Below are 26,769 nucleotides of genomic sequence, written 5' to 3' on the forward strand. Positions count from 1 at the left end.
GTTGGCTTCTCGCCATCGCATCACGGTCGCCGTCGCCGGCGCTGCCGGCAAAATGGGCTCGGAAGCCCTCAGGGCGCTGGCGGCGGACGATCGCTTCGACACGGTCGCGGTTTTGGTGCGCGACGCGGGACAAGCCCAGGCATCGGGGCGATACCCATGCCCGGCGTACGACGACCCGGAGCACCTGTTGATGGAAGTTCATCCGGACGTCTGGCTCGATTTTACGGACGCCCGCAGCGTCGTCGGCCACGTGGACCGCTGTATTGCCTTCGGGGTCTCTCCGGTCGTGGGCGCCACTGGCTACACGCCGGAGGATGTGGCGCGCTGGAATGAGGCGTGCTTGCGCCAGGGCATCGGTGGCATCGCCGCCCCCAACTTCGCCATTGGCGCCCTGTTGATGATGCGCTTTGCGGCTGAGGCGGCGCGGTTCTTCACCCGCGCCGAAATCATCGAGATGCATCACGACGGCAAGAAGGACGCGCCTTCGGGAACGGCCCGCCGCACTGCTGAACAGATGGCCGCTCACCGGGAAGAGGCCGCGGGCGATCCCGCCGCCCATCCCGTCTCCGCCGAGGGCGCGGCGGCCGCCGACGCGCCCCCCGCGCGCGGATGGTCCTATCGAGGCGTACCCATTCACAGCGTCCGCCTGCCCGGGCTGGTCGCGCACCAGGAGGTCATCTTCGGCGGGGCCGGCGAGGTGTTGACCATCCGCCACGACTCCCTGTCGCGGACCAGCTTCATGCCCGGCGTGCTGTTGGCCTGCGCCCGCGTCCTGGAGGTCCGGGGCATGGTCTATGGGCTCGAACACCTGCTGTGGTGAGGAGGAACGCGGTATGAATATCGCCCTGATTGCCCACGACCGGATGAAGGACAGCCTGGTTAACTTCGTCATCGCCTACCGCCACATCTTCGCTCAGGCGACGCTGTACGCGACCGGCACCACGGGCCAGCGGATCGCCGAAGCCACCGGACTGACGGTGCACCGGGTGCTCTCCGGGCCGCTCGGCGGCGACCAGCAGATCGGCGCGCGCATCGCGGAAGACATCATCGACATGGTGGTCTTCCTGCGCGATCCCCTGACCGCCCAGCCGCACGAGCCGGACATCACCGCCCTGTTGCGCCTGTGCGACGTCCACAACGTGCCCGTGGCGACCAACCTGGCCACCGCCGAAGCCCTGTTGCGCGGCTTGGAGCGGGGCGATCTCGATTGGCGGCGCGTGCTCCACGACGATTCGGGAGACGGTGCGGACCGCTGAGCGGGGAGGCGAACGGATGCGCATCGGCATCAGCTGTCATCCCACCGTCGGCGGCTCTGGGGCGCTGGCGGCAGAACTCGGCAAAGCCCTCGGCCGGCGCGGGCACGAGGTCCACTTCATCGTGTCGGACATCCCGTTCCGCCTCGGAGCGTTCGATCCGCACGTCCAGGTGCACGAAGTGGACGTGGTGTCGTACCCGGTGTGGCGCACGCCCATCGATCTCGCTCTGGCCGCCTGGATGGCCCGGGTGATGGAGCAGCATCGGATCGACGTCCTGCACGTCCACTACGCACTTCCTTTCGCGGTATGCGCGTTTCTCGCCAGGCAGATGGCCCCGCGCCGGCGCGTACCGGTGGTGACCACCCTGCACGGGACGGATGTCACCCTGCTGTCCCAGGATCGCACCCTGTTCGACCTCGTCCGCTTCGGCTTGCTGCACAGCGACGCGGTGACCGCCGTCAGCCGCAGCCTCGCCGCCCAGACGGAGGCGCGGTTCGGCCTCGAGCGGCCTATCCACTGCATCCACAACTTCGTCGATCCGCACGTCTTTCGCCCGGCAGAGCTACCGGACCTCCGCCGCGCGCTGGCACCGAACGGCGAGCCGATCCTCCTGCACGTCTCCAATTTCCGCCCCGTCAAGCGCGTGGCCGACGTGCTGCGCGTGTTCGCGCGCGTGCGGACGAAGGTGGCAGCCCGGCTCGTGCTCGTCGGGGAAGGGCCGGATGCTTGGGAGGTTCGCCAATTGACGGAGACCCTCGGCATCGCCCCGCACGTGGTCTTCCTCGGCAAGCAGGACGACGTGGTCCCCCTCTACCAGGTGGCCGACTTGTTCCTCCTGCCATCGCAACAGGAGAGCTTCGGGTTGGCGGCCCTGGAGGCGATGGCCTGCGGCGTGCCCGTCATCGCCAGCGACGCGGGCGGCATCCCGGAGGTCGTGCGCGACGGAGAGACGGGATTCCTGCGGCCCGTCGGCGACGTGGAGGGGATGGCGCAAGCCGCGGTCCGGGTGCTATCGGACGATGCGCTGCACCAGAGGTTGTCGCGCCAGGCCGTGGCGCGCGCCCGATCGGCATTCTCCATGGCCGATAAGGTCGCGGAGTACGAACGCTTGTACCAATCCCTGTGTGAAGGGGAGCCCGTGTAATGGCGTTCGGGCGAGGGACAGAATGGCCGGCCCACGTGGAAGAGGTGCTCGGGACGCTGGAGACCGCCGGATTCCAGGCGTTCGTCGTCGGCGGCGGGGTGCGCGACCGCTTGCTCGGGCGGCCCTGCCACGATTACGACATCGCCACCGACGCCCTGCCGGCGCAGGTGGCCGCACTCTTCGAGCGCACCATCCCCACTGGAGTTCGCCACGGGACGGTCACCGTCCTGCCCGCCTCGGCGCCCGGCATGCCCGTCGAGGTGACGACCTTTCGCGTGGAGGACGGCTATTCGGACGGGCGCCATCCCGACCGGGTCCGCTTCACGGACCGGATTGAGGCGGATCTGGCACGGCGTGATTTCACCATCAACGCCATGGCGATGGACCGCGCCGGACACCTGGTGGATCCGTTCGGCGGGGCGCAGGACCTGGTGCGGCGCCGCATCCGGGCGGTGGGGGAGGCGGGCGAGCGATTCACCGAGGACGGTCTGCGCATCCTGCGCGGACTCCGGTTCGCGGCCGAGCTCGGGTTCGCGATGGATCCCGCGACGCAGGCCGCGATGGAGCGGGAAGCGGACAGGCTGGGACGGATCTCCCTCGAGCGGATCGGCCAGGAACTGGCGCGTATCGCGCAGGCCGCCTGGGGTACGGTGGCCGATGCCTTAGCCTGCGGTTCGTACCTGCGCCAGTTGCCGCTGCCTTGGCCGGACCTGTATCCGGGGTTCGCTCGGCTGGCCGGTCTGCCGAAACACCTGGCAGCATGGCCGCGTGCCGTGAGGCGGCCTCCGCCCTGGAGCGGGGAGGAGCGGCAGGCGTCCAGTCTCGCCGTATGGGCGTTCGCCTCCGGCTGTCCGCCCCAGGCGGCTGCGGCCTTGGCCCGTTCCGTCCGCTGGCCGGTCCGGATCGGCCGCTTGGCCACGCGAGCGATGGCGGCGATGGCCGACGACCCCGCCGGATTTTCTCCGGTTCAATGGCGGTTCGCCCTGTGGCGCGAACATCCTCCAGCGCTGGCCATCGCCTGCCGCCTCCTCGACTGGTGGGAGCGCCCGGACGGCCCGTTCACGCGGACGGAGTCTTACGAGTCATACGCCGCCCGGCAGCCGCTGCGCCACATCGGGGACCTGGCCGTCGACGGACGTACCCTGGCTGCCCTCGGCCTTCAGGGCCCGGCCATCGGCCAGGTGAGAGACCGTTTGGTCGATGCCGTCCTCCGCGGGGACGTGGCGAACGACCCCGTCGAGCTAATTCCTCTGGCGCGCCGATGGGCAGCGGAGGCGGAGGAGGCGCAAAGGACGCGAAAGGAGGAGCACCGTGGGAGAAGCGTGGATCAATGACCCGCGCCGCGCCGACGCGGAGGCGGCGCGCGAGGCCGTCGCGGCCGCCTTGCTCGACGCCTCTGGCACCTTCGTGTCCGGAACGGCGCTGAGCGAGAAGACCGGCCTGTCGCGCACGGCCATCTGGAAACACGTGCAGGCCCTCATGGAGCAAGGTTTCGTCATCGAGTCGGTACCGCGGTTGGGCCACCGGCTGCAGGCCGTTCCGGACAAGGCCCTGCCAGTGCTCGTCCGCCGCCACCTGGCGCCCGGGACAGAGCTGGGCAGGCGGGGAATCTGGTACGACGAAGTGGACTCCACCAACACGCTGGCCAGTGAATGGGCGCGCCGCGGCGTTTCGAACGGTTTTCTCGTCGCGGCGGGCCGCCAGCGGGGCGGACGCGGCCGTCGCGGCCGAGCCTGGTTCTCGCCCCCGGAAGGGCTGTGGTTTTCGCTGGTGCTCACGCGCCCCCTGCCGCTTCGTCGCGCCCCTGAGCTGACCCTCCTGGCGAGCGTCGCCGTCCGGCGGGCGATCGCGCGTGTGGCCGAGGCGGCCCCGGACATCAAGTGGCCGAACGACCTGTTGATGAAGGGGCGAAAGATGTGCGGCATCCTCGCGGAGATCCGGGCGGAAGGGGAGCTGGTCGAGCACGCGGTGGTGGGCATCGGGATCAACGCCAACATCCCGGACGACGCGTTCCCCGCTGAACTGCGGGATCGCGCCACCTCCCTCCTGGCCGTGACGGGGCGGAAAGTGCCGCCCGCGCTTCTGTGCGCCGAGGTGTGCAACCAGTTCGACCCATTGTACCGCCGACTGGCCGAGACGGGGGAGGGGTTCGCCAGCGTCATGGACGAGTGGAGCCAAGCCTGCGTCACCCTGGGTCAGTGGGTACAGGTCGAGACCCCGCGCGGGGTGGTGGAAGGCCGGGCCCTCACGGTGGATGAATCCGGAGCTCTGCAGGTGGATGCCGCGGACGGGAGGCGGCTCGTCATCCACACCGGGGAAGTCCTGTTCTCCCATTGAAGAATGGAGGGCGAACATCGCCTGGAAACACGTGCATAATGCTCCAGATGTCCGTTCAATCTACGGACAAAAGGGGGAGTGGCGCGTGTTTGACGCGGGTTTCGCCTTGTTGTTTCGCGCCGTGGACCGGATCCGCAAGCAGTTAGCGACGGCGGACGCCGACCTCCGCCGCTATCTCGCCGAAGAGTTGTACTGCCTGCGCCAATTGGGCGAGCAGTACATCGACCACTGGATGACGCTGGAGGAGCAGATCATCGACTTGATCCACACCTATGATCTGCCCGAACCGGCATCACCCGCCGAGGCGCCGGTGGCCGCGGCGCCCGTACAAGCCAAAGCGTCCGGACCAGGCACCACCGTGAGCCGCACGGCCCACGCCCATCGCCTCCCGGCTCCGGCGGAGCCGGCGGTGCGGCTGGCGGCCGGGCAAGGTCACAAGGTGGATCCGCCACCGGCGCCGGCGTGGGCGGAGCTCGGTTTCGACGACGCCCCTCCCGTGTCCGTCCAGTTCCGAAAAGGGCTCGGCTATTTCGATCTCGCCATGTTCCGAGACGCCGCCGCGGCCCTGGAGCAGGTTGTGCAAGAGGCGGAGACGCCCCTCGCCCGGCTGTACCTGGCCGCGTCCTATGCGGCCGAGGGGCGGAGCGAGGACGCCATGGCACAGTTGGAGCATCTGCGCAAGTACGTCACCGACCCGCTCGTCGCGTGCGCCATGCGCGAGATCGAAGCGCAGATCCATCTGGCCGCGGGGCGGACGGAATTGGCGTTGCAAGCGCTCGCCCGCGTCACGGCTGCACTCCCCAAGTATCCGGACGCTTGGTTCAATCTCTCCCTGTGTTACGCCAAGTTGGGCGACCTCGCGGCCGCCGAGCGGTGTGCGGCCCTGGCCTTTGCCCTCGATCCCTGCGATGCCGAGGCCGCCTGCGTACTCGCCGCCGTCCAGTTCGCCCGCAACCACATCACCGACGCGGAAAACACCTGCCGCCAGGCGCTGTCCTATCACCCCCGACATGCGGATCTCATGCTGCTCACGGCGCACCTCCATCGGGTCAAGGGGGAGTGGGACGCGTGTGCACGGGCCTGCCAGGCGGTGATCCGCGCCCATCCAGATGCGGGTTCGGCCTGGTCGTTGTTGGCATGGGTCAGGCTCCAGCAGGGAAAGACGGACGAAGCCCAGGCGTTGCTGCAGAAGCGGCTCGCCGCCTGCCGCGAGGACGCCGCGGCCATGGTGCAGCTCGGCGTGGTGCTGCTCCTGGCGGGCGATCTGGATCGGGCCGAACGGGTGTTGACCCGCTGTCTCGCCAAGTACCCCAACAAATCCCTCGTCTGGATAGCCCTCGGCAAGGTCAGCCTGGAACGGGGCGAGCCACGTAAGGCGCATACCCGGTTCCTGCGCGCCGCCAAAGACACCCGGCCGGCAGTGCGCAGGCTGGCCCTGTACTGGTACGGGCGGGCCATGCTGGACGCGGGTTGCCCCGAGCAGGCGGAACGGTATCTGAAGGCGGCTGCCGCCTGGGGAGCGCCGAATGCCGCCATCCTCTCCGCGCTGGCGGAGACGGCGGAACGGCTCGGCCGCCCGCTCGAGGCGGAAAAGTGGCAGGACCGCGCCCGCCAGCTGAAATCCCCGGACCCCTCCTGACATCGCCGCCATCCGTCGCCGTGTCTGGTACAATGGGAAGGACATTGGACGGACACGCGGGGGAGGCGGATGGGTGAAGGTCATCGTCGTTCACCTGGACACCCGGCACGACGCTTCCATACCCTGGCTGGACGCCGCATGCTGGCAGGACGGGGTGTGGGCATACACCCTGCAACGGACCACGCCCCCATGCGGGCGCGGGGCGCAACGGGGTGAGGGCACGGCGGATGCGGCCTGGGCGGCCTTCGCCGAACATCTGGCCGAGGCCACACTGGCCTTCGAGAGCACGGCCACGCTGGAGCGGTTGGCGGAGATCTCCGGTGGAGCGGTGCTGTGGCCCGACGCCGCCGACGTCCTGGATCTCACCCAGATGGCGCGAATTCTGGCCCCGGAGTGGGTCTCCGGCGTGCCCCTGCAGGCGGCAGAAGACGCGGTGGACGCCGCGCCGGACAACCCGGTCCGCCGGATGTGGGACGCGTTGATCGACCGAGCCCTGCGACTGCCGGCACACACCCTCCAGCAGATGGCGCACATCGCGACGTTTCTGTCCAGGCCGTTGGCGGAGTGGTTCCAATGGGCCGCCGAACGGCGCCAGGCGCAGGCAGGCTTGGCCTTGCCGGAAGGCTGCCGGCAGATTCAGTCCCTGGTGTTTCGCGACGATCCCGCCGCGGCGCTGGCCGAGTCCGGCGAGTCCGTGGCGGACGCGCCGGACGGATCCGCTGCGGGGGCGGACGGGGAGGAGGAGGCGTGGCCCTTGGCCGAGGATCTGCTGGGACCTGAGGGCCCGTTCGCACGCCGCCTCCCTGGGTTTCAGGTCCGGGAGGGACAGCTGGAGATGGCGCGCGCCGTGCGCGAGGCGCTGGACGCGGACGCGCATTTGATGGTGGAGGCCGGGACAGGTACCGGAAAGTCCCTCGCCTACCTCGTGCCCGCGGCCCTGTACGCCCTCTCCCGCAACACCCGCGTGGTGGTCTCGACGCACACCATCGCCCTGCAGGATCAGATTGAACACCGGGACTTTCCGTTGCTGCGCAGCGTGATCGAACACCCGTTGGAGCTGGCGGTGCTCAAGGGACGGACGCACTACGTCTGCATGCGCAAGCTCCAGCAGGAGGTCCACACCGCCAACTTGGCGACCGACCCAGGCGAGCTGGAAGTGTACCTGCGGCTGCTGGCCTGGTTGGTGGAGACGGAGACCGGGGACCGGGAGGAGCTGCCGGTGCACGGCCGGATGCACGAGGTGTGGTCGCGCGTGCAGAGCGAAACCGAGACGTGCATCGGCAAACGGTGCCCGTTTTTCAAACCTTGTTACTACTTCCGTGCCCGCGGCCGGGCGTATCAAGCGGATGTGGTCATCGCCAACCATTCGCTGGTGTTCTCCGATCTGAAGGCGGAACGCCGGGTGCTTCCGCGCTATGACAAGCTGATTGTCGACGAGGCCCACCACTTGGAGGAGGAGGCCACCCGCCATCTCGGGGATGAGGTGCATTGGGGCGCCATCGCGGCGATGATGCAACGTTTGGCGCGCGAAGGCGGCCGGAGCGGCATCATCCCGGAATTGATCCATCGTCTGCAGGGGGCGGAGACGTCGGCGCAGCGGGCAGCGGGTCCCTTGGAGAACCTGCTCGAGCGGCTCGGGGACGTCCGCAGAACCGTCGAGGCGGCTTTCACGGCACTGGCGGCCTTGATGCCGCAGGGTCAATCGGAGCTTCGCCTGACGCCGGCGGTGCAGTCGTCGACGGCATGGCAGGCGTACCAGGCACAGACGCAGCAATTGGGCGACCAAATTCGGGAACTCGAGCGGATAGCCACGCGCCTTGAGGAAGTGGCCCAGGTGGACGATGCCGACCTCTCCGGGCGGCTGGTGGACGCCCGCGGCTTCCTGGTTGCACTGACGGATCAGCTCCGCGTGCTGATCGAGGGCGCCCATTTGTCGGACGAGGCCTGGGTCACCTGGGTGCAGGCCGGACCTCGGGAGGGGTCATCGTCCGGCCACCTGCGCATCAGTCTGCACCGCGCCCCCATCGACGTGGCGTCCATTCTCAAGGAGAACCTGTTCGACGCCACGCCGTCGGTGATCCTGACCTCGGCGACGCTGACCGTCGACGGGCAGTTCCACCACGCCGTCCGCCGCTTCGGCCTGGAGGGCGCACAACGGGAAGGGCGCCTGAGGACGCTGACGGTGGCCTCGCCGTTCTCCATGTCGCGCCAGGCGCTGTTGTGCGTGCCGACCGACGTCCCGGAGCTGGCCCGAATGGAACCGGAGGAAGCGGCGCCCTGGGTGGGAGAATCCATCGTCCAACTCGCCCGGGTCAGCGGCGGGCGCCTGTTGGCCCTGTTCACCAGCCACGCGCTGCTGCGGGCGACCGCCGAGCGGGCGCGGTCCGCGCTCGCGCCGCACGGGATCGTCGTGTATGCCCAGGGCATTGACGGGGGACGCACCCAACTGCTCGACGCCTTCCGGAAAAATCCGCATTCGGTCCTGTTCGGCACGCAATCGTTCTGGGAGGGCATCGACCTGCCGGGCGATCAACTGGTGGCCCTGGTCATCGTGCGGCTGCCCTTCTCGCCGCCGTCACATCCCGTGCACCAGGCGCGCTGCGAGCGTTTGGAGGCCCAAGGCCTCAATCCCTTCGCATTCCACAGCTTGCCCGACGCGGTCGTCCGGTTCCGGCAGGGAGTGGGGCGCCTGATCCGCACCGTGGACGATCGCGGTGTCGTCGTCGTATTCGACAAGCGCATCATCACGCACGCGTACGGCCGCACATTCATTCGGTCCATCCCCGGGCTGCGCGCCGTCACCGGACGGGAGCGGGACGTCCTCGCCCGTGCGGCCGCCTTTCTGCGCGGCCAGAGGACCCCGGGCTGAGCCGGTCCGGCGTATCGTGTCGCCCCGACCCGGTCAAGGGACAGATCGGCCGCATGAACCCCTCGCGCTTGCCCACACTACAGCGTGAGCGGACGCGAGGAGGTGCCCCCATGCACACCATGTGGAAAGGTTCCATCAGCTTTGGCTTGGTCAACGTCCCCGTGCGCATGTTTGCGGCCACGGAGTCGAAGGACGTGAAGTTCCGCTATCTGCACAAGGCATGCAAGACCCCGATTGAATACCAACGCACCTGCCCCACGTGCAACCGGCCCGTGCCGTGGGAGGAGATCGTGCGCGGATTTGAATATGAGCCGAACCGGTTCGTCGTGCTCGACGACGAAGACCTGCAGGCCCTGAAAAAGGAGCGCTCCCAGACCATTGACATCGTCGACTTCGTGGAATTGACCGAGATCGACCCCGTCTACTTCGACAGGACGTACTACCTGGCTCCGGAGTCGTCTGGTGTCAAGGCCTACCGGTTGCTGGAGAGGGCGATGCGGGAGACGGGAAAGATCGCCATTGCACGGACGGTGCTGCGGAACCGCGAGACCTTGGCCTGCGTCCGCGTCCATCAGGGCGTCATCCTGATGGAAACCCTGTTCTGGCCGGACGAGGTGCGCTCGACCGAGGAACTGCCGAACCTGCACGCCGAAGCCGCGCTGAGCGATCGCGAAGTGGAGATGGCAGTGACCCTGGTCAATCAGTTGTCGACCCGGTTCGAACCGGAGAAGTACGTCGATGAACACCGCAACGAGGTCATCGCCATGATTGAGCGCAAGATCGCCAACGAGGAAGTGGCGCAACCGGCGGTGACAGGACGCCGGACGGAGAACATCGTCGATCTGATGGAAGCCCTGCAGGAGAGCATCCGACAGACGAAGCCCAAGCGCCAAGCGCGGAAGAAGAAGACGTCGTGAACGCGGGCGCGGGTATCCAGATCCCTGCGGAGCACCCGGTGACGGTCACTCATCCGGACAAACTGCTCTGGCCTGAGGCGGGGATCACAAAACTCGGGTACATGCGCTACCTGGCCCAGATGGCGCCGGTGATGCTGCCGCACCTCCAGGACCGGCTGCTGACGATGATCCGGTTCCCGGACGGAATCCACGGGCACTCCTTTTACCAAAAGGATGCTCCGGCAGGCACGCCCGAGTGGGTGCGGACGGAAGCAGTGTGGTCACAGGATCGCCAGGAACGGATCCGTTACGTCATCGTCGACTCGGTCGCGACGCTCCTGTGGCTGGCCAACATCGGATGCCTGGAGATGCACGTGGGATTCTCCACAGTGGGCAAACCGAACGAGCCGACATCCGTGGCGTTCGACCTCGATCCCACGGTTCCGGGATTCGAGCCGGTACGAACGGTGGCGATGTGCCTGCACGAACTGCTGCAGCGGCTCGACCTTCCGCATACCGTCAAGACCTCCGGGGCGACGGGCCTGCAGCTGTTCATTCCCCTGGCCCCGGGGCACACGTACGAGCAGACACGGGTGTTTACGCGCGCCGTGGCAGAGTACGCCCTGCAGCGCCTGCCGCACTTGGTCACCTTGGAGCGCCGGGTGAAGGACCGTGGCGACAAAGTGTACGTCGACTACCTTCAACACGGCGCAACCCGCACGCTGATCGCACCATACAGTCCACGGGCCCGCCGGGAGGCGACGGTATCCGCGCCCCTGACTTTCCTGGAACTCGGCCGCGGCAGCCGTCCAGAGGATTTCACCCTGCACAACATGCCGCTGCGCGTCCAGGAGCGGGGCGACCTGATGCAGTGCGGGCCAGGAGCCGACCTCCGGCCCATCGTGTCGTTCCTCCGGAGACACCCGGTAACGGCCTGGTGAGCAGGCCAGGCTTTGGTATAATCGGGTGTGAATGCGCAGCGGGCACCGCTGCGGGCGAGGAGGATGGACGCGAGTGCGCGCTGAGTATGCCATCATCGGCGGCACCGGGGTGTACGACCCGGCGCTGCTCGAATCCCCCACCACGGAGATCGTCGACACGCCGTACGGACAGGCCCAGGTGACCCTGGGCACGTTCGAGGGGAAGTCCGTGGCGTTCATGCCCCGCCACGGGACGGGCCACAGCATCCCGCCGCACAAGGTGAACTACCGGGCCAACATCGCCGCTCTCAAGCAGCTGGGGGTGACCCAGGTCTTGGCGACGGCGGCGGTCGGTTCGCTGCAGATGAAGTACGAACCGGGCTCCCTGGTGCTGATCGACGGCTTCCTCGACTTCACAAAGTCACGGCCGAACACGTTTTTCGAATCGGGGCCGGTGGTGCACGTGGACATGACGGACCCGTACTGCGGAAGGCTGCGCCAGGCCGTGAAACAGGCGGCGGAGCGGTTGGGGATCCCGATTCACGACGGGGGGACTTACGTCTGTGCAGAGGGACCGCGCTTCGAGACCCCGCAGGAGATCCGTTTGTACCAGTCGTGGGGGGCGGCCGTGGTCGGCATGACCTCGGTGCCCGAGGTCGTTCTGGCCAAGGAGGCCGAACTGTGCTATGCCACCGTCTGCATGGTGACCAATTATGGAGCGGGCATCAGTCCCACGCCGCTGACCCACGAGGAGGTCGTGGAAGAGATGGCGAAGAACGTGCACCGGATCCGGGCGCTGTTCTTCGACACCATCGCCCATCTGGACGGTGAACGGAACTGCCGGTGTCCGCACGCGGTCGGCGGCCAGACGCCCTTGACGGGGCGGTCGGAAGGGGAGACACGGCCCTGAAGGCGCTCGATTGGACAGGGACCGCGCTGCGCTTGCTCGATCAGACGCGCTTGCCGCATGAATCCGTTTGGATCACCTGCCAGAGGGCAGAGGATGTGGCGCAGGCCATTGAGCAGATGCGGGTCCGCGGCGCGCCGGCCATTGCCATCGCCGCCGCGTACGGCGTGGTGCTGGCCGCCCAGGAGGCAGCGGAGGCGGATGCCGCTGGGTTTCAGGCACAGGTGATGGCCGCCATCCGCCGGCTGTCCGCCACCCGGCCGACCGCGGTCAACCTGTTTCAGGCGATGCAGCGGATGCAGGCGGTGTTGGAACAGGCGGGATCGCTTCCACCGGCGGACATCGCGGCGCGCCTGGCGGTGGAGGCGGACGCGATGGCGGCGGAGGACATCGCGGTCAACCGGCGCATCGGGGATTTGGGTGCCAGCCTGTTCCCGCGTCCAGCGCGGGTCCTCACCCATTGCAACACCGGATCGCTGGCGACGGTGGCGTACGGGACTGCCCTCGGAGTGATCAGATCTCTGCATCGGGACGGAAAGCTCGTCCATGTCTGGGTCGACGAAACGCGCCCGTTTTTGCAAGGGGCGCGCTTGACCGCGTATGAACTGCTCGCAGACGGGATCCCATTCACGCTCATCACGGACAACATGGCCGCCCACTTCATGCGGCAGGGGCAGGTCGACGCCGTGGTGGTCGGCGCCGACCGCATCGCCGCCAACGGCGACACCGCCAACAAAATCGGCACCTACGGATTGGCCGTGCTGTGCCGCCATCACGGCATTCCGTTTTACGTGGCTGCGCCGTCGACCACGTTCGATCTCACCATCCCGTCTGGAGATCACATCCCGATTGAAGAGCGGTCGGAACACGAGGTCACGCACGTACTCGGACATCCTCTGGCACCGTCCGGCGTGCGGGCGGCGCATCCCGCGTTCGACGTGACCCCGGCGGACCTGATCACCGCCATCATCACCGAGGAGGGCGTGGTGGAGCGGCCGGACGACAGGCGCGTGGCGGCCGTGCTGCGTTCCAATGAAAGTGCGACAGAGGGAGGAGACAGGGGATGAGCCAAGTGTTGTTGGAGGTCGGCGCCCTCGTTTTGTCTGCGGACGCGGTGATCGCGGAGCCCGGATACATTCTCTGGCAGGACGGCGTGATCTTGGCGGTAGGCCGCGGTGTCTACCCCGGACCCCGCGACAAGGTAGAGGTGATCTCCCGCCCGCGGGCGGTGGCCATCCCCGGTCTTGTCAATACCCACGGGCATGCGGCGATGACCTTGCTCCGCGGCATCGGGGACGACCTGCCGCTCCAGGCCTGGCTGACGGAGCGGATCTATCCCGCCGAAGCCAAGCTGACGGGTGAGGCGGTCTACTGGGGGACGCTTTTGGCCTGCTGGGAGATGATTCAGTCGGGGACCACCTGCTTCACCGATATGTACTTCTTCATGCACGACGCCGCGCGTGCGGTGGAGGAGAGCGGTCTGCGGGCGGTGCTGTCGTGGGGCATGGTGGGTTTCGACGAGCAGAGCAGGACCCAGGGCATCCGAAACAGCCGTTCGTTCCATGCCCAGTGGCACCGGGCGGCACAGGGGCGGATCCAGGTCACCCTGGGTCCGCACGCGCCGTACACGTGTCCGCCGGACTACTTGGCCGTGGTGGCGGAGCTGTCGGCGGAGCTGGGCGTCCCCATCCAAATCCACCTGTCTGAGACGAAGCGAGAAGTGGACGAGTGCATCGCGGAGCACGGCTGTACGCCGATTCAGTTGGTCGAACGCTGCGGATTGCTGGATCGCCCCGTGTTGGCTGCGCACTGCGTCCATCTGACGGAAGAGGACATCGCCCTCCTGCGCGAACGGGACGTGCGGGTGGCGCACAATCCGCAGTCGAATCTCAAGTTGGCATCCGGTGTCGCGCCCGTCGTCGAGCTGCTGCAGGCTGGCGTCACTGTGGGCATCGGAACGGACGGCGCGGCCAGCAACAACAATCTAGATCTGTTTGAAGAACTGCGCCTGGCGGCCACGTTGCACAAAGGGGTCCGGCAGGACGCCACCGCCGTGACGGCGGGCGAGGCGTTCACGATGGCCACCTCGGCGGGAGCGCGGTGTGTTTTCCTGCCGGACGGACACGGGACGCTGCACCCGGGGGCTGGGGCGGACATCGTCCTGCTGTCGCTCGACAGCGCCCACTTCCTGCCCACCTACGACCTTTTGTCGAACGTCGTGTACGCGGCGGGGGCGGGCGATGTCACGGATGTGTTCGTGGCAGGCCAGCCGCTGCTGCGCCAGGGGGAGCCCGTCACCCTCGATGTCGAGCGGATTCGCCACGAAGTACGCCGCCTCGAGGCGGTCCTGGGTCCGCGGGCTTGAATCCGTGGGCACATTCGCACGGGCAGGGACTCACAGGCATGAGCCCGCGGGCGGAAACCCGCGGGCCCGCTCCCGGAGCGCTCGGTGCGATGGATCAACCGCGCAGCAGGGAGTTGCGAAAATCAAACGTCATGCGGGGGTGCCCGAAGGAAAACGCACACGCCACCGCCTCCGCCCAGAGACGGAGTTCGCCGGCCTTTTGGACGTCCGTCCGGGCATCGGGTGCGGGCGTGCGCTGGGCCCGCGGTGGTGAGGACCGCATATGACGTGCACCTCCTCGCGTACAGCTAGTATGGGCGAGGCGGTCTCCGATACACATGCGTTTCATGGCAGGAGAGGAGGCCAGCATGCGAATTCTCATCAGCAACGACGACGGTGTGCGGGCGCCAGGCATTCTCGCGTTGACACGCCGGATGGCTCGGTTGGGGGACGTGTTCGTGGTGGCGCCGGATCGCCAGCGGAGTGCGTCGAGCCACGGCATCACTTTCCACCGTCCGCTCTATGTGGAGCGGGTGGAACTCGGGGCCGGCGAAACTGAGGCGTACGCGGTGAGCGGCACACCCGTCGATTGTGTGAAGTGGGCGATCACGGTCCTGGGCAGGGACCTGCCTTTCGATTGGATGGTCTCTGGGATCAACGAAGGCGCCAACTTGGCGGTGGATGTGCTGTACTCCGGCACGGTGGCCGCAGCCGGAGAGGCCGCGTTGCAGCGGGTACCTGCCATGGCCCTCTCCCTGTGCGGCCCGCCTTGGCCGTTCGACGAGGCAGCTGAAGCGGCCCTGGCATTGGTGGAAGCGTTCATGCAGGAGCGAGACGGCTGGCCCGCCGACACCTTTCTGAATGTGAATTTTCCGTCCCACGGTCTAAGGGAAGCGCCCTGGCGGGCCACCGAACTGGGTGCCCGTGGCTACCGGGACGCGTTCCGGAAAGAGGTAGACGGGGAAGGCAAGCTGTGCTACCGGTATGCGGGCGAGGCGGTGGAGGAACGGAGGGGACCGTCCACCGACGTGATCGCCGTGAAAACCGGCGCGATCAGTGTCACGCCACTGCGTTACCGATTTACAAATCAGGATTGGCTTGCTACGCTGGAAACGTGGATGGCCCGCTCACCGTGGAATCGTGGAGGCTGAACAGATGGCGGAAACCCAACCGGATGGAAAACTGGCGGTGATTGGAACCCAAATCCTGACCGCCACCGAAGATTTGTATCAATTGGTGGATTTTTTGAATCGAAATCTCAAGGACAAGAACGTCGTGTTCGGCCTGTCGAAAGCGCCGGACGCGGAGGGGAAGATGGTGCTGACCCTGTACAGGGCGTGATGGCATGAGCGCATGGAAAATTTGGTTAACCACTGCCGTCCTCGTCGTTCTTTTGGGCACAGCAGCCCTGTTCTTCGCGGTCTGGAACAACATTGACAGCGAATGGCGGCAGGAGACGGCCGCGGCCCAATACGCCCTCGATCACTCCCCCATCGACCGGATCGACGGACACGACCTGTTCACCGGCGCCGGCGTACAGGAGGTGTTCACCGGCAAGGACGTGTTCGGACGCCGTTGGTACGCCTTCGTGATGCCCGCTCCCCGCGGCGAAGCCGCCCCGTTCGTGGTGAAGTCCGTGCAGGCGGACGAGGTGATGCCTGCGAACGAGATCGCCAGGCGCGTGGCCAAAGACCACCTCCGCGTCACGAGCGCGCACGTCGGGTATGTGGATCCACAATCCGCCTCCGCTTTTCATGCCGATTCCGGCGTGGTGTGGGAGGTAGAGGCGACGGACACTGGCGACCACCGCATCTTTCTGTACTACGATGGGCGCAGTGGTAACCTCTTATGGACCTCTGGTCCTCTGAAGGGGCAGGATCCCGGCGAACTGTGGAAAGAAGTGTTGTCAACATAAAACTTCTGTCCATGCTATACTGAGGACATGGCAGAAATTCTGAAACGGCGAGGAGGCGGTCTGGGATGTTGCGCATCCGCCTCGTACCGGTCATCTTCATCGTGATCCTCAGCCTCGCCATCCTGTTCGGGGCATGGCGGGTGTATCAACACCTGAACGTCGTCGGCCCGCTGCAGGAAAATCTGCAAAAGGTCGAAGGCGTGCAGTCGGTCGAAGTGGAGGCTGGCAATCCCACGGTGATCCGTGTCCAGTTGGGGCCGGTGCCTGATCTCCAGACCGCCTACACGGATCTTGTGCACACCGTCTCGGGCACCATCAGCGGGCCCGAGAGTTTGTTGATAGAGGACCGGCGCAGCCCTCAGCTGGTGTCGGCCTACGAATCGTTGACGCCTACGTTGATGGAAGGTGTCGCCAGCGGCCGATACAGGGAGATGATCGCCAACGCGGCCGACGAGGCCAAGCGCCTGGGGGTTCAGGCGAAGGTGACCATGGACGAACACAACATCTATATCCAATTGTCCAGCGGCGACCACTACCTGTACAAGGTCCTCCCGTACACGCTGCACCAAGGAGGTGGATCGTCTTGATCAAGGAGTGGATCGTCGGTGTCGCCATCGCGGTGCTGGTGTTCCTGGCGGTTTTGGGTTACAACGTGCTGCCGCTCTTTTTCCTCGCAGCGATTTCGGTAGCGTTGTGGTACATGTTGGACCGGCGCGGCGCGGTTTCGCTCGCTCCGCGGGAGGCGCAGGTCAAGCACCAGGTATCGTTTGACCAGATCGGCGGCCAGGAGCACGCGAAGAGGGAACTGATGGAGGCGCTCGACTTCCTGAAGTACCGGGATCGCATCCGGTCCCTCGGGATCCGTCCGCTCAAGGGCATCCTGTTGACCGGGCCGCCGGGTACGGGCAAGACCCTGATGGCGAAGGCTGCGGCGACGTACACGGACTCCGTCTTCTTGTCGGCGGCGGGCAGCGAGTTCGTGGAGATGTATGTGGGTGTCGGCGCGCAGCGCGTGCGCGAGCTGTTCCGGCGGGCGCGCGCCCTGGCGAAGAAGGAAGGAAAGGACAGTGCCATCATCTTCATCGACGAGATCGACGTCCTTGGGGCACGGCGGGGCCAGCACAGCCATCAGGAGTACGATCAGACGCTCAACCAGCTGCTGACGGAGATGGACGGCATGTCCACCACCCAAACGCCGATGGTTCTGGTGATGGCGGCCACCAACCGCCCCGACATGTTGGATGCCGCTCTCCTGCGGCCAGGGCGGTTCGACAGGCAGATCAAGGTCGATCTCCCGGACAAGGAAGGACGCTTGCACATCCTGCGCATCCAGACGCAGGGAAAACCGTTGGCGGCCGATGTCGACCTGGAGCATATCGCCCGGGAGACCTACGGATTTTCGGGCGCTCAGTTGGAGTCCCTCGTCAACGAGGCGGCCATCATGGCGTTGCGTCAAAATAAGCAGGAGATCACCCAGGAGATGTTCCGCGACGCCGTGGACAAGGTCTTGATGGGTGAGAAGACGGGGCGTAAACCGACGCCCGAGGAGCTGCAGCGGGTGGCGGTGCATGAGCTCGGCCACGCCATCGTCAGTGAGTTGATGCGGCCGGGCACGGTGTCGCACATCACCATCGCGCCGCGCGGCAACGCCCTCGGTTTTGTCCGCCAGATCCCGGAAAGCGACCGGTATCTGTACACCAAGGAACAGCTGGAGCAGCAGATCAACGTGGCGTTGGCTGGTTGCCTGGCGGAGGAATTGCACTACGGGAACCGCAGTACCGGCGCGCAGAACGACTTCATGCAGGCTTCTTCCTTGGCGCGGACGATGGTCCGGTGCGGACTGTCCCGCATCGGGATCGTCGACGAGGAAAACCTGCCGGAGACGGTGCTCGACACGGAGGTGCGCCACATCCTGGCCGAACAGGAGAAGGTCACGCGGGAATTGCTCACCCCGTACAAGGAGGATATCGCCGCCTTCGCCAACCACGTGGTGGAGGAAGAGAGTGTCGACGGCGAGGCGTTTCGACGGTGGCTGGAAGGCGTGCAGGCGCGGAAGGCGCAACCGGAGGCAGACGCCGCCTGTGCGGCCGCGCTGGCCTCGGACGCAGGCCGGAACGTGCAGGGGGCGGAAGGGTTGCAGGCCGGCGCGTAATGCAACGGTGCCCACGTCCATCCTGTGTGGCACGTGTCGCACGTGTCGCGCGGGTGCGCCACAGGGCGAGCGCACCCAATTCGGGATTGTCCTTTGCCATTCGCCGAAGCAAGGCCGTGGATCCGGATGGGTCCGCGGCCTTTTCGGTACGTCTGTGGGAGGGACCGTGATCGACCCCGTTCGACAGGAACGGTTGTGGTATAATCCGTTTGATCGCAAGTCTTAGGAGGCAAAATCGTGAGCCCCATTACGACCATCGACAAAGTCGGAGAGTACGTGGGACAAGCGGTCACCTTGCGGGGGTGGCTGTACAACAAACGCTCCAGCGGCAAAATTCAATTCCTTCAGGTGCGGGATGGCACCGGGGTGATCCAATGCGTCGCGGTCAAGAGCGAGGTCGGTGACGAGGTATTTGCGGCCTGTGACGCGCTGACCCAGGAGTGCTCCCTGATTGTGGAGGGCGTGGTCCGTCGCGACGAGCGCGCCAAGGGCGGTTACGAATTGTCCATCCTCCGCGTGGAACAGGTCGGCCCGTCCACCGACTATCCGATCACGCTCAAGGAGCACGGCGTCGACTTCCTGCTCGACCATCGCCACCTGTGGATCCGCACGCCGCGCCAGCGCGCCATCCTCAAGGTGCGTGCCGAGGTCATGCGGGCGATGGCCGACTTTCTCGACGGGGACGGTTTTACGCGTGTCGATCCGCCGGTGTTGACGCCCTCTTCCTGCGAAGGGACCACGGAGCTGTTCCACACCCAATATTTCGACGAGGACGCGTATTTGACCCAGAGCGGGCAGATGTACCTCGAGGCCGCGGCGATGGCCTTGGGTAAGGTGTACTCCATGGGCCCGGCATTCCGCGCCGAACGCTCCAAGACTCGCCGCCATCTGATCGAATTCTGGATGATTGAACCGGAGATGGCGTTCTACACGCACGAGGACAACGTGCGGTTGCAGGAGGCGTTCGTCAGTCACATCGTGCGCCACGTGCTGACCCACTGCGAAAGGGAGCTGGCCACCATCGGCCGGGATATCGGGAAGTTGGAACGGGTTGAGCCGCCGTTCCCGCGCATGTCCTACGATGAGGCCATCGCGTGGCTGCAACAGCACGGACACGACATCCGGTGGGGGGATGATTTCGGCGCGCCCCACGAGACCGAGCTGGCGGCCCAGTTCGATCGCCCGGTCTTCATCGAGCGGTACCCGACCCAGATCAAGGCGTTCTACATGCAGCCGGACCCGGCTCGGCCGGAGGTGGTCCTGTGCGCTGACCTGCTCGCTCCGGAGGGCTATGGCGAGATCATCGGCGGCAGCCAGCGCATCCACGATTACGATCTGATGCGCCAGCGGTTCGAAGAGCACCACCTGCCGATGGACACCTACGGCTGGTATCTCGACCTTCGCAAGTACGGGTCGGTGCCCCACGCCGGATTCGGCATCGGGCTGGAGCGGACGGTCGCCTGGATCTGCGGGCTCGAACACGTCCGGGAGGCCATCCCGTTTCCGCGCATGCTGTACCGGCTGTACCCATAAGCTGCATCCTTTCGAAATACTCGCCGGAGGGAGAGTGGCAGCATGAAACCGCCGGAACGCCAGTCGGTCGAAGCGGACGTGCTCGCCGGGCCGTTTGTCAGCATTCCGTACGCATTGCTGGCGCAGGTGGGGGAGCTGGACATCCAACCCGCCCCTCTGCTGGTCCTCCTGCAAATCGTAGCGGCGAGCCAGGTGCAACAAAAGGATTTTCTGACGCCCCAAGAACTGGCCACTCGTTGCGGGATGAGCCCGTACGATGTAGCGGAGACCATCGGCCTGTTGGTCGAAGCCAATCTCCTCGCCATCGGGGTTCGGATGGAACCCGATGGCACGCACAGCAACTACTTCGACCTGCGCCCGCTGTGGGCCGCCCTGCGGCCGCGGGAGCCGGCACGGGCCACTGCGGAGGCGGCCGAGCTGGAACGGACGAAGGACATCGTCACGCTGTTCGAGGAGGAATTCGGCCGTCCCCTGTCCGGTCTGGAGTGCGAGCAGATCCGGCACTGGCTGGAGCAGGACGCGCACCCGGAGTGGATGATCGTCGAGGCGCTGCGCGAGGCCGTCTTGGCCAACAAATACAGCTTCAAATACATCGACCGCGTACTGTACGACTGGCAGCGGCACCACATCCGCAGCCGGGCGGACCTGGAGGCGTACCAGGCACAGCACCGCGAGCGGGCACGGGCCAAAGAGGAGTCCGCCGCGGGGCGGTCGGACCGGCGTCCGGGCCGCGGGTCGACGGCGCAGAAACCGGAACGGGACGAGCGGTACAACGCCTTCTACGAGTTGTTCCCGGACGTGTGATCCGAGGCGCCGCCAATGCAGATGGATGGTCGCCTGGACGGGTGTGGATACCGTCCGCGGGCGATGTGCATGGGATGGAGCAGGAGGTGTCACCATGTACGACGCTGCGATCATCCGCTCGTTCTGCGGCCTGCCGCATGGGTTGGGCCGACCCATCGGGCTACCGCGGCCACTGCCGCGGCCCTGGCCTGGGCCCCGGGGGCCTTGGCCCTGGTGAGGTGTCTCCCGGCGGCGAGCCCGGCTCGCCGCCGTCCGCCATGCCAAGGCGGGCAACCGGATCGGCTTTGTCGGTTTAACGGCCCGCGCGGGGTGGACAATCTGATCTTGTCATGGCGCACGGCGCCGCAGGAGGTACATATGCCAAAGGAAAAAGAGTTCGTCAAAGAGATCACGCCCCAGAGCGAAGATTTTTCCCGCTGGTACATCGATGTCATCCGCAAGGCGGACCTGATGGATTACTCGCCGGTGCGCGGCTGCATCGTGTTCAAGCCAGATGGGTATGAGCTGTGGGAAGCCTGCCAGCGTGAGCTGGACCAGCGTTTCAAGGCGACGGGTCACCGCAACGCGTACTTTCCGTTGTTCATCCCGGAGAGCTTCTTCGAGAAGGAAAAGGAGCACGTCGAGGGCTTCAATCCAGAGTTGCCCTGGGTGACCGAGGCAGGCGGGGAGAAGCTGGAGGAGCGCCTGGCTGTGCGCCCGACGTCGGAGACCATCATCGGCCACATGTACGCGCAGTGGATTCAGTCCTACCGTGACCTGCCGGTTTTGATCAATCAATGGGCCAACGTGGTGCGGTGGGAGAAACGCACCCTGCCATTCCTGCGCACGAGCGAGTTTCTGTGGCAGGAAGGGCACACAGCCCACGCCACGGAAGAGGAAGCGCGGGCGGAGACGATGCAGATGCTCGACGTGTACACGGACTTCGTGGAGAAGGTGCTGGCGATACCGGTCTACCGGGGCCAGAAGACGCCGCTCGAGAAGTTCGCTGGTGCCGTCGACACGTTCTCCATTGAGGCGATGATGAAAGACGGGAAGGCCCTCCAAGCCGGCACTTCCCACTACCTGGGCCAAAACTTCGCCCGCAGCTTTAACATCCAGTTCCTCGACCGGGACAACACGTTGAAGTACGCGTACACCACGTCGTGGGGCATGAGCACCCGCATCCTCGGCGCCCTCATCATGGTCCACGGGGACGACCGGGGCCTGGTGTTGCCGCCGCGGATCGCGCCGACGCAGGTGGTCGTGATCCCCATCGGGCCCCAGAAGGAGCGCGAGCGGGTGGTCGGCCACGCGCGGGATCTCCACCGGCGGCTGGCCGCAGCCGGATTGCGCGTGCGGATCGACGATCGCGAGGACTTCAGCCCAGGGTGGAAGTTCAACGAATACGAGATGCGGGGCATCCCGGTACGGCTCGAGCTGGGACCGCGCGATCTCGACGCCGGCCAGGTGGTCTTGGTGCGCCGCGACACCGGCGAGAAGATCCCGGTTCCCGAAGGGGAACTGTTCAACCGGCTGCCGGCCCTGCTCGACGAGATCCAGTCGAACCTGTATGAGATGGCGCTGGCTTTCCGCCAGGCCAACGAGCACGTGGCCGAGTCGTTCGACCAGCTGACGGACATCATCCAGAACCAACGCGGGTTTGTGCTCGCGGGCTGGTGCGGAGACGACGCCTGCGAGAAGGCCGTCAAGGAGGCGTGCGGGGCCACCAGCCGCAACATCCCGTTCGATCCGCCCACCCACCTCACCCATTGTGTGGTGTGCGGAAAGCCAGCCGCGCACTCCGTTTGGTTCGCGAAGGCGTATTGAACGCCGCTGCAGACCCTGCTCTTGCGGAACACCCAGACAACGACACACGCGCTTCACATCCGCCCCGGACCTGGGGCGGTTTTTTCACGACCCTCTGGGGCGCGACGACACTCGGTCAAGACCCTTCCCGTATACTGGAGGTGTTTGGGAAAGTCGCCCATACCTCATCTGGACACACGAACTGGCCCCGGCCACTCGGAATGGGAGGGTCCGCATGAGAGGTATCGTGCTCGGCGTCTTATCGTCAGCGTTCTTCGCCGCGACGTTTCTCCTCAACCGAACGATGAGCCTGTCCGGCGGCAGTTGGGTGTGGAGCGCGTCCTTACGCTACCTGTGGATGGTGCCGATCTTAGGCGCTGTGGTGGCGATGCGCAGGCGGACACCCGATCTGTGGCGGGAGATGCGCCGCCACCCTGTGCAGTGGCTGGTGTGGAGCAGCGTCGGATTCGGGCTGTTCTACGTTCCGCTGTGCTTTTCCGCAGCCTACGGCCCCGCGTGGCTCCTCGCCTGCACCTGGCAGATCACCATCCTCGCCGGATCCCTTGTCGCACCCTGGATCCACGAGCCAGCGGGGGACGCCGCCCAGCCTGTCATCCGGCGGCGTGGTTCTCCATCGCGCATCCCACTCGCCAGTCTCGCGATGTCTCTCGTCATCCTGGCGGGCATCGCCCTCGTCGAGTCACAGCAAGCGAACAGCGTTCCTATGCGTGACGCCATCCTCGCGGCGGCACCCGTGCTGGTCGCCGCGTTCGCGTATCCGCTTGGCAACCGCAAGATGATGGCTCTGTGTGGAGGACGGTTGCACGCTTACGAGCGGACGTTTGGCATGACCCTCGCCAGCCTGCCCCTGTGGTTGGCCCTGGCCGCCTATGGGATGTTCATCGACGGCCCCCCGAGTTTGGGGCAGGTGGTGCAATCCCTGCTGGTGGCCGTCTTGTCCGGTGTGGTGGCGACGGTCCTCTTTTTTTCCGCCACGGACCAGGCACACGGCGATCCGATCCGATTGGCCGCGGTGGAGGCGACCCAATCCGGTGAGGTGTTGTTCACTGCGCTTGCGGAATGGCTGTTGCTTCCTGACGCCAGACCCTCGCCGAGAGCCGTCGTGGGAATGGGGATGGTGGTGCTGGGGATGGTGTGTCACAGCTTCACGGCACGAATGACGTCCAGCCACCCTCAGACAAGCCGTGAAGCAGGGTCGCAAAGCTCATCCTGAACCGGGCGAAAGACACAGGCCGCCTCGTCACGCGATGAAGCGGCCTGTGTGTCGTGTCTACATGCCGCCTTTGAATTCCCATCGTCAGGACTGCGTCGGTTCATCGACTGACGGCGCTTGGCCGATGGTCGGGACAGTGCCATCGTCGCTCCAGGGTGCGCCGTCCGCGGTGGCGTCGTCCAGCCACCGTTCCCACGCACCCACGTCCGTCGCCAGCGTAGTATTCCCTCGGGATCGGTTCCACAGTTTCCACACGGTCGGTCACCCCTTTACGGACATCCTTCCCAGGTCATGCGCATCCCATCACCAAAGACGGTGAGGTTCGGTGACAAAACAGCGACAGAAGCGCAAGCGCGGACGGCGCAGGGGAACTCGGCTTCTGGGGCTGTTTAACGCCGCCGGAGGTAGGTACAGGTGCGTAAAATTTCGACCAGCTGACGTGAACTCCTCACCTCGGCACCGGCGCGAATCGCCGCTTCCCGCGCCCAGGCGGTGAGCAAATCGTAGTGCGGGTGCCTTGGAGAGTTGTGCAACCAGCGCGGCGGCAGGCCGATGCGCTTCGCGAATGCGTGCAGCTCCTCGAGGCTCTCGGACGAGATGAGGTGAATGCCGTCTGTGTAGATCAAAGGGAATCACCCGGTTTGGCAGAGTGTTTACGGTCTTTCCCTTATATATCACAAAAGTCGATGGAGGTATCTGCATATGCGATGACGCGCTCCGGATGCAGGATGGTATATTCTTGCCACGAGGTGATGACCGTGCCTTCCTCGAATGACGTCAAGCACACCGTACAGCAACAGTTCGGCCGCACGGCGGACCGCTACGTCACCAGCCCGACGCACGCGCGAGGCCCGGACCTGGCGCTCCTCGTGGAGTGGCTCGATCCTCAGCCGAATTGGCACTGCCTGGACATCGCCACCGGCGGCGGACACGTCGCGAAGGCGTTGGCGCCGTGTGTAGCCCGGGTGGTGGCGAGCGACCTTACGCCCGCGATGCTCGACGCGGCCCGCCGCCATCTGCGGGATGCCGGCTGTCACAACGTCGACTTCGTGATCGCAGACGCAGAGAACCTGCCGTTTCTCGAAGCGACCTTTGACGCCGTCACCTGCCGAATCGCACCGCACCACTTCCCGAATCCAGACCGGTTTGTCGAAGAGTCGGCACGGGTGCTCAAGCCAGGTGGAAAGTTTTTGCTGATCGACAATGTTGCACCAGAGGATGCCGAGTGCGCCGCCTTCCTCAATGCGCTGGAAAAGCTGCGGGATCCGAGCCACGTCCGCTGCCCGTCGGTACGGGAGTGGGAGGAATGGCTGTCCGGTGCTGGTCTGCGACTGGTGCGTTCGCGCACCCGCCGCAAGCGAGCCGAGTTTATGCCCTGGGTCAGGCGCATGGCGACCTCGGATCACCACGCCGCTGAAGTGGAGGCCTTTGTACGGTCTGCGCCCGACCGTGTACGCACCTGCTTTGACATCGAGATCGACGAGGGGCGAGTGGAGGCCATCACCGTGGACGAGTGGATGGCCATGTGCGAGCGGGTGTGAGCGTGTATACACGGAGCCGACCGTGGCGGAGGGGGCGTGTTTACGGTGAACCGGCATCGGTGGTGGACAACCATCCTGCTCACCGGCATCGGGGTGTCCAGCATCGGGGACTTCGTGTACCTGGTCGCGCTCAATGTGTTTGTGCTGCACACCACCGGATCGGCTGCAGCGGTGGCCGGCCTGTGGGTGATTGGCAAGATCTCGGCACTCGTTGTCGGGCCCTGGGCGGGCAGTGTGACCGACCGCTTCTCCCATCGGCAGCAGCTCATCGTCGCAGAGTTGGCACGTGCTGGCTTGGTCGGACTGCTCGCCTCGCTACAGAATTTGGCCGGAATCTACCTGGTTCTGTTCCTGCTTGGCGTTTGCGGAACGTTCTTCAACAACGCCTTTCTCCCGTATCAGACACGGCTCGTCGCGCCTGAGCACCGCAAGCGCATCAACGCGCTGGCGAGCACGCTGCGATCGGGCGCATTCATCGTCGGCCCCGCCGTGGCTGGGGTGATGCTGCAATCGGGCAGTGCGTCGGCCGCACTGTGGGTCGACGCGGTGAGTTTCTTGGTGTCCGCCATCACCTTTATGGCGTTGCCCGATTACGGCCGCGCCGGAGGAACATCCAGCGGGGCTGGGGCATGGTCGGTCCTTCGCCGGGATTGGTCGGAAGCGATGCAGTTCCTCAAGGAGAACGCGCTGTTCACAGCCCTTTTCACGTGCAACGCACTGGCTCTGTTGGCGGCCGCAGCGGCGGACGCGCAGGAAGTGGTATTCGCCGAGCAAGCCTTGCACCTGGGCGCGTTCGGTTACGGGATGATGGTCACCGCGGCCGGGATCGGATTTGTCAGCGGTTCGATGTTGGTCAGCGCGATCGCCAACCGATTACGCACCGAGTGGTTGTTGGGCATGGGCAGCGTATTGTCTGCGATAGGCTACCTGACGTACGCATTGGCACACGGCTTCTGGACAGCGGTGACGGGGTTGGTGGTGCTCGGCCTGTTCGGGTCGCTGTCCAACGTCGGTTTCACGACCTACATGCAGCACGCGGTTCCGGTGTCATGGATGGGACGCATCAACAATGTACTGGGACCGGTGCAGCAGCTGCTCAGCATCGGATTCATTCTCGCAGGCGGCGCGTTAACCGCCCATTTCGGCGTACGCCGCGCGATGGTGGCGATGACCATCGTCATGTGCGCAGTCAGCGTTGGCTCATTAGTGCTGGTGTCTCTCCCGCACAACCGACGCCTGGTGTCGGCGGCGGATGAACAAAGCGAAGTTCGACAAGGCCAATTTCAATGAACAGAACGGGTGCTACTCAACATTCCGTTGAGGCGTTGATCGCACAGCGTGGACGCGATACAATCGAGCCAACTCATCCAAACTGCACGGAAAGGACGTGGGTACGAGATGCTGCATCTGCCGTTTGCCATGCCGAATCTGAACGATATGCGCATGTGCGGCATGCGCATGGCCTTCTCGTGCCCGCGGACGCGAATGCGACA

Annotated in this window: 26 protein-coding genes; 23 read left to right on the forward strand and 3 right to left on the reverse strand. The window is 65.8% G+C overall.

The window, feature by feature from the left end; translation table 11 throughout:
* Position 1: 1 nt before the first annotated feature.
* The 12 genes from dapB (at position 2) to N687_RS0102490 (ending at position 14,333) form a co-directional block, all read left to right on the forward strand.
* Positions 2-820 carry a 4-hydroxy-tetrahydrodipicolinate reductase gene (gene dapB, locus N687_RS0102435; RefSeq protein WP_231493377.1) on the forward strand — a complete coding sequence of 273 codons (819 nt, stop codon included), beginning with the start codon at positions 2-4 and terminating at the stop codon, positions 818-820.
* Positions 821-833: 13 nt separating this feature from the next.
* Complete coding sequence (locus N687_RS0102440; RefSeq protein WP_029420348.1) at positions 834-1,256, forward strand: methylglyoxal synthase; 423 nt, start codon at positions 834-836, stop codon at positions 1,254-1,256.
* 16 nt (positions 1,257-1,272) lie between these two features.
* Complete coding sequence (gene bshA, locus N687_RS0102445) at positions 1,273-2,400, forward strand: N-acetyl-alpha-D-glucosaminyl L-malate synthase BshA (protein ID WP_029420349.1); 1,128 nt, start codon at positions 1,273-1,275, stop codon at positions 2,398-2,400.
* Positions 2,400-3,734: a CCA tRNA nucleotidyltransferase gene (locus N687_RS21895; protein WP_051662888.1), complete on the forward strand. Its 1,335-nt coding sequence runs from the start codon at positions 2,400-2,402 to the stop codon at positions 3,732-3,734. The genes bshA and N687_RS21895 overlap by 1 nt, the downstream gene beginning before the upstream one ends.
* Entirely contained in the window at positions 3,712-4,737 is a 1,026-nt protein-coding gene (locus N687_RS0102455) for a biotin--[acetyl-CoA-carboxylase] ligase (RefSeq protein ID WP_051662889.1), read from the forward strand. Before N687_RS21895 ends, N687_RS0102455 begins: the two co-directional genes overlap by 23 nt.
* An 85-nt stretch (positions 4,738-4,822) precedes the next feature.
* A complete protein-coding gene (locus tag N687_RS0102460) occupies positions 4,823-6,376 on the forward strand; it encodes a tetratricopeptide repeat protein (protein ID WP_029420352.1) in 1,554 nt (517 codons plus the stop codon).
* Positions 6,377-6,449: 73 nt separating this feature from the next.
* Positions 6,450-9,245, forward strand: a complete 2,796-nt coding sequence (locus N687_RS0102465) for an ATP-dependent DNA helicase (RefSeq protein WP_051662890.1) — start codon at positions 6,450-6,452, stop codon at positions 9,243-9,245.
* Positions 9,246-9,355: 110 nt separating this feature from the next.
* The gene (locus N687_RS0102470; protein ID WP_029420354.1) at positions 9,356-10,162 is read left to right on the forward strand and encodes a Ku protein; all 807 of its coding nucleotides are present in this window, start codon (positions 9,356-9,358) and stop codon (positions 10,160-10,162) included.
* On the forward strand, positions 10,159-11,082 hold the full coding sequence (ligD, locus tag N687_RS0102475) for a non-homologous end-joining DNA ligase (RefSeq protein WP_029420355.1): 924 nt from the start codon (positions 10,159-10,161) through the stop codon (positions 11,080-11,082). Before N687_RS0102470 ends, ligD begins: the two co-directional genes overlap by 4 nt.
* A gap of 73 nt (positions 11,083-11,155) precedes the next feature.
* On the forward strand, positions 11,156-11,971 hold the full coding sequence (gene mtnP / locus N687_RS0102480; RefSeq protein WP_029420356.1) for an S-methyl-5'-thioadenosine phosphorylase: 816 nt from the start codon (positions 11,156-11,158) through the stop codon (positions 11,969-11,971).
* A complete protein-coding gene (gene mtnA / locus N687_RS0102485; RefSeq protein WP_331280115.1) occupies positions 11,905-13,035 on the forward strand; it encodes an S-methyl-5-thioribose-1-phosphate isomerase in 1,131 nt (376 codons plus the stop codon). The genes mtnP and mtnA overlap by 67 nt, the downstream gene beginning before the upstream one ends.
* A complete protein-coding gene (locus N687_RS0102490; protein ID WP_029420358.1) occupies positions 13,032-14,333 on the forward strand; it encodes an amidohydrolase in 1,302 nt (433 codons plus the stop codon). Before mtnA ends, N687_RS0102490 begins: the two co-directional genes overlap by 4 nt.
* A 94-nt stretch (positions 14,334-14,427) precedes the next feature.
* Here the strand turns inward: N687_RS0102490 and N687_RS23640 are convergent, their stop codons facing one another.
* Positions 14,428-14,595 carry a hypothetical protein gene (locus N687_RS23640; RefSeq protein ID WP_156040009.1) on the reverse strand — a complete coding sequence of 56 codons (168 nt, stop codon included), beginning with the start codon at positions 14,593-14,595 and terminating at the stop codon, positions 14,428-14,430.
* 85 nt (positions 14,596-14,680) lie between these two features.
* Between N687_RS23640 and surE the strand changes: the two genes are divergently transcribed.
* The 9 genes from surE (at position 14,681) to N687_RS0102540 (ending at position 23,735) form a co-directional block, all read left to right on the forward strand.
* Positions 14,681-15,463: a 5'/3'-nucleotidase SurE gene (gene surE, locus N687_RS0102500; protein WP_035462024.1), complete on the forward strand. Its 783-nt coding sequence runs from the start codon at positions 14,681-14,683 to the stop codon at positions 15,461-15,463.
* 4 nt (positions 15,464-15,467) lie between these two features.
* Entirely contained in the window at positions 15,468-15,653 is a 186-nt protein-coding gene (locus N687_RS0102505) for a YpmA family protein (RefSeq protein ID WP_029420360.1), read from the forward strand.
* 4 nt (positions 15,654-15,657) lie between these two features.
* A complete protein-coding gene (locus tag N687_RS0102510; RefSeq protein WP_029420361.1) occupies positions 15,658-16,227 on the forward strand; it encodes a hypothetical protein in 570 nt (189 codons plus the stop codon).
* Positions 16,228-16,292: 65 nt separating this feature from the next.
* Positions 16,293-16,814 (forward strand): hypothetical protein, encoded by a 522-nt coding sequence (locus N687_RS0102515; protein ID WP_029420362.1) that lies wholly within the window; start codon positions 16,293-16,295, stop codon positions 16,812-16,814.
* Positions 16,811-18,379 carry an AAA family ATPase gene (locus N687_RS0102520; RefSeq protein ID WP_197029195.1) on the forward strand — a complete coding sequence of 523 codons (1,569 nt, stop codon included), beginning with the start codon at positions 16,811-16,813 and terminating at the stop codon, positions 18,377-18,379. Before N687_RS0102515 ends, N687_RS0102520 begins: the two co-directional genes overlap by 4 nt.
* 237 nt (positions 18,380-18,616) lie before the next feature.
* On the forward strand, positions 18,617-19,912 hold the full coding sequence (gene asnS, locus N687_RS0102525) for an asparagine--tRNA ligase (protein WP_029420364.1): 1,296 nt from the start codon (positions 18,617-18,619) through the stop codon (positions 19,910-19,912).
* A 42-nt stretch (positions 19,913-19,954) separates the two neighbouring features.
* Positions 19,955-20,716 (forward strand): DnaD domain-containing protein, encoded by a 762-nt coding sequence (locus tag N687_RS0102530; RefSeq protein WP_029420365.1) that lies wholly within the window; start codon positions 19,955-19,957, stop codon positions 20,714-20,716.
* A 357-nt stretch (positions 20,717-21,073) separates the two neighbouring features.
* Positions 21,074-22,522: a proline--tRNA ligase gene (gene proS, locus N687_RS0102535; RefSeq protein ID WP_029420366.1), complete on the forward strand. Its 1,449-nt coding sequence runs from the start codon at positions 21,074-21,076 to the stop codon at positions 22,520-22,522.
* 214 nt (positions 22,523-22,736) lie between these two features.
* A complete protein-coding gene (locus N687_RS0102540; RefSeq protein WP_029420367.1) occupies positions 22,737-23,735 on the forward strand; it encodes a multidrug resistance efflux transporter family protein in 999 nt (332 codons plus the stop codon).
* Between the two features lie 84 nt (positions 23,736-23,819).
* Here N687_RS0102540 and N687_RS23645 read toward each other — a convergent pair whose 3' ends face one another.
* Positions 23,820-23,990, reverse strand: coding sequence for a hypothetical protein (locus N687_RS23645; RefSeq protein ID WP_156040010.1), 171 nt, complete (start codon positions 23,988-23,990; stop codon positions 23,820-23,822).
* 134 nt (positions 23,991-24,124) lie between these two features.
* A complete protein-coding gene (locus N687_RS0102550) occupies positions 24,125-24,361 on the reverse strand; it encodes a DUF4031 domain-containing protein (RefSeq protein WP_029420368.1) in 237 nt (78 codons plus the stop codon).
* Between the two features lie 126 nt (positions 24,362-24,487).
* Here N687_RS0102550 and N687_RS0102555 point away from each other — a divergent pair, with 126 nt between their 5' ends.
* Positions 24,488-25,276, forward strand: coding sequence for a class I SAM-dependent methyltransferase (locus N687_RS0102555; protein WP_029420369.1), 789 nt, complete (start codon positions 24,488-24,490; stop codon positions 25,274-25,276).
* Positions 25,277-25,321: 45 nt separating this feature from the next.
* Positions 25,322-26,566, forward strand: coding sequence for an MFS transporter (locus tag N687_RS0102560; protein ID WP_029420370.1), 1,245 nt, complete (start codon positions 25,322-25,324; stop codon positions 26,564-26,566).
* The last annotated feature ends 203 nt before the right edge of the window (positions 26,567-26,769 follow it).

This window comes from Alicyclobacillus macrosporangiidus CPP55 (assembly GCF_000702485.1).
Taxonomy (GTDB): domain Bacteria; phylum Bacillota; class Bacilli; order Alicyclobacillales; family Alicyclobacillaceae; genus Alicyclobacillus_H; species Alicyclobacillus_H macrosporangiidus_B.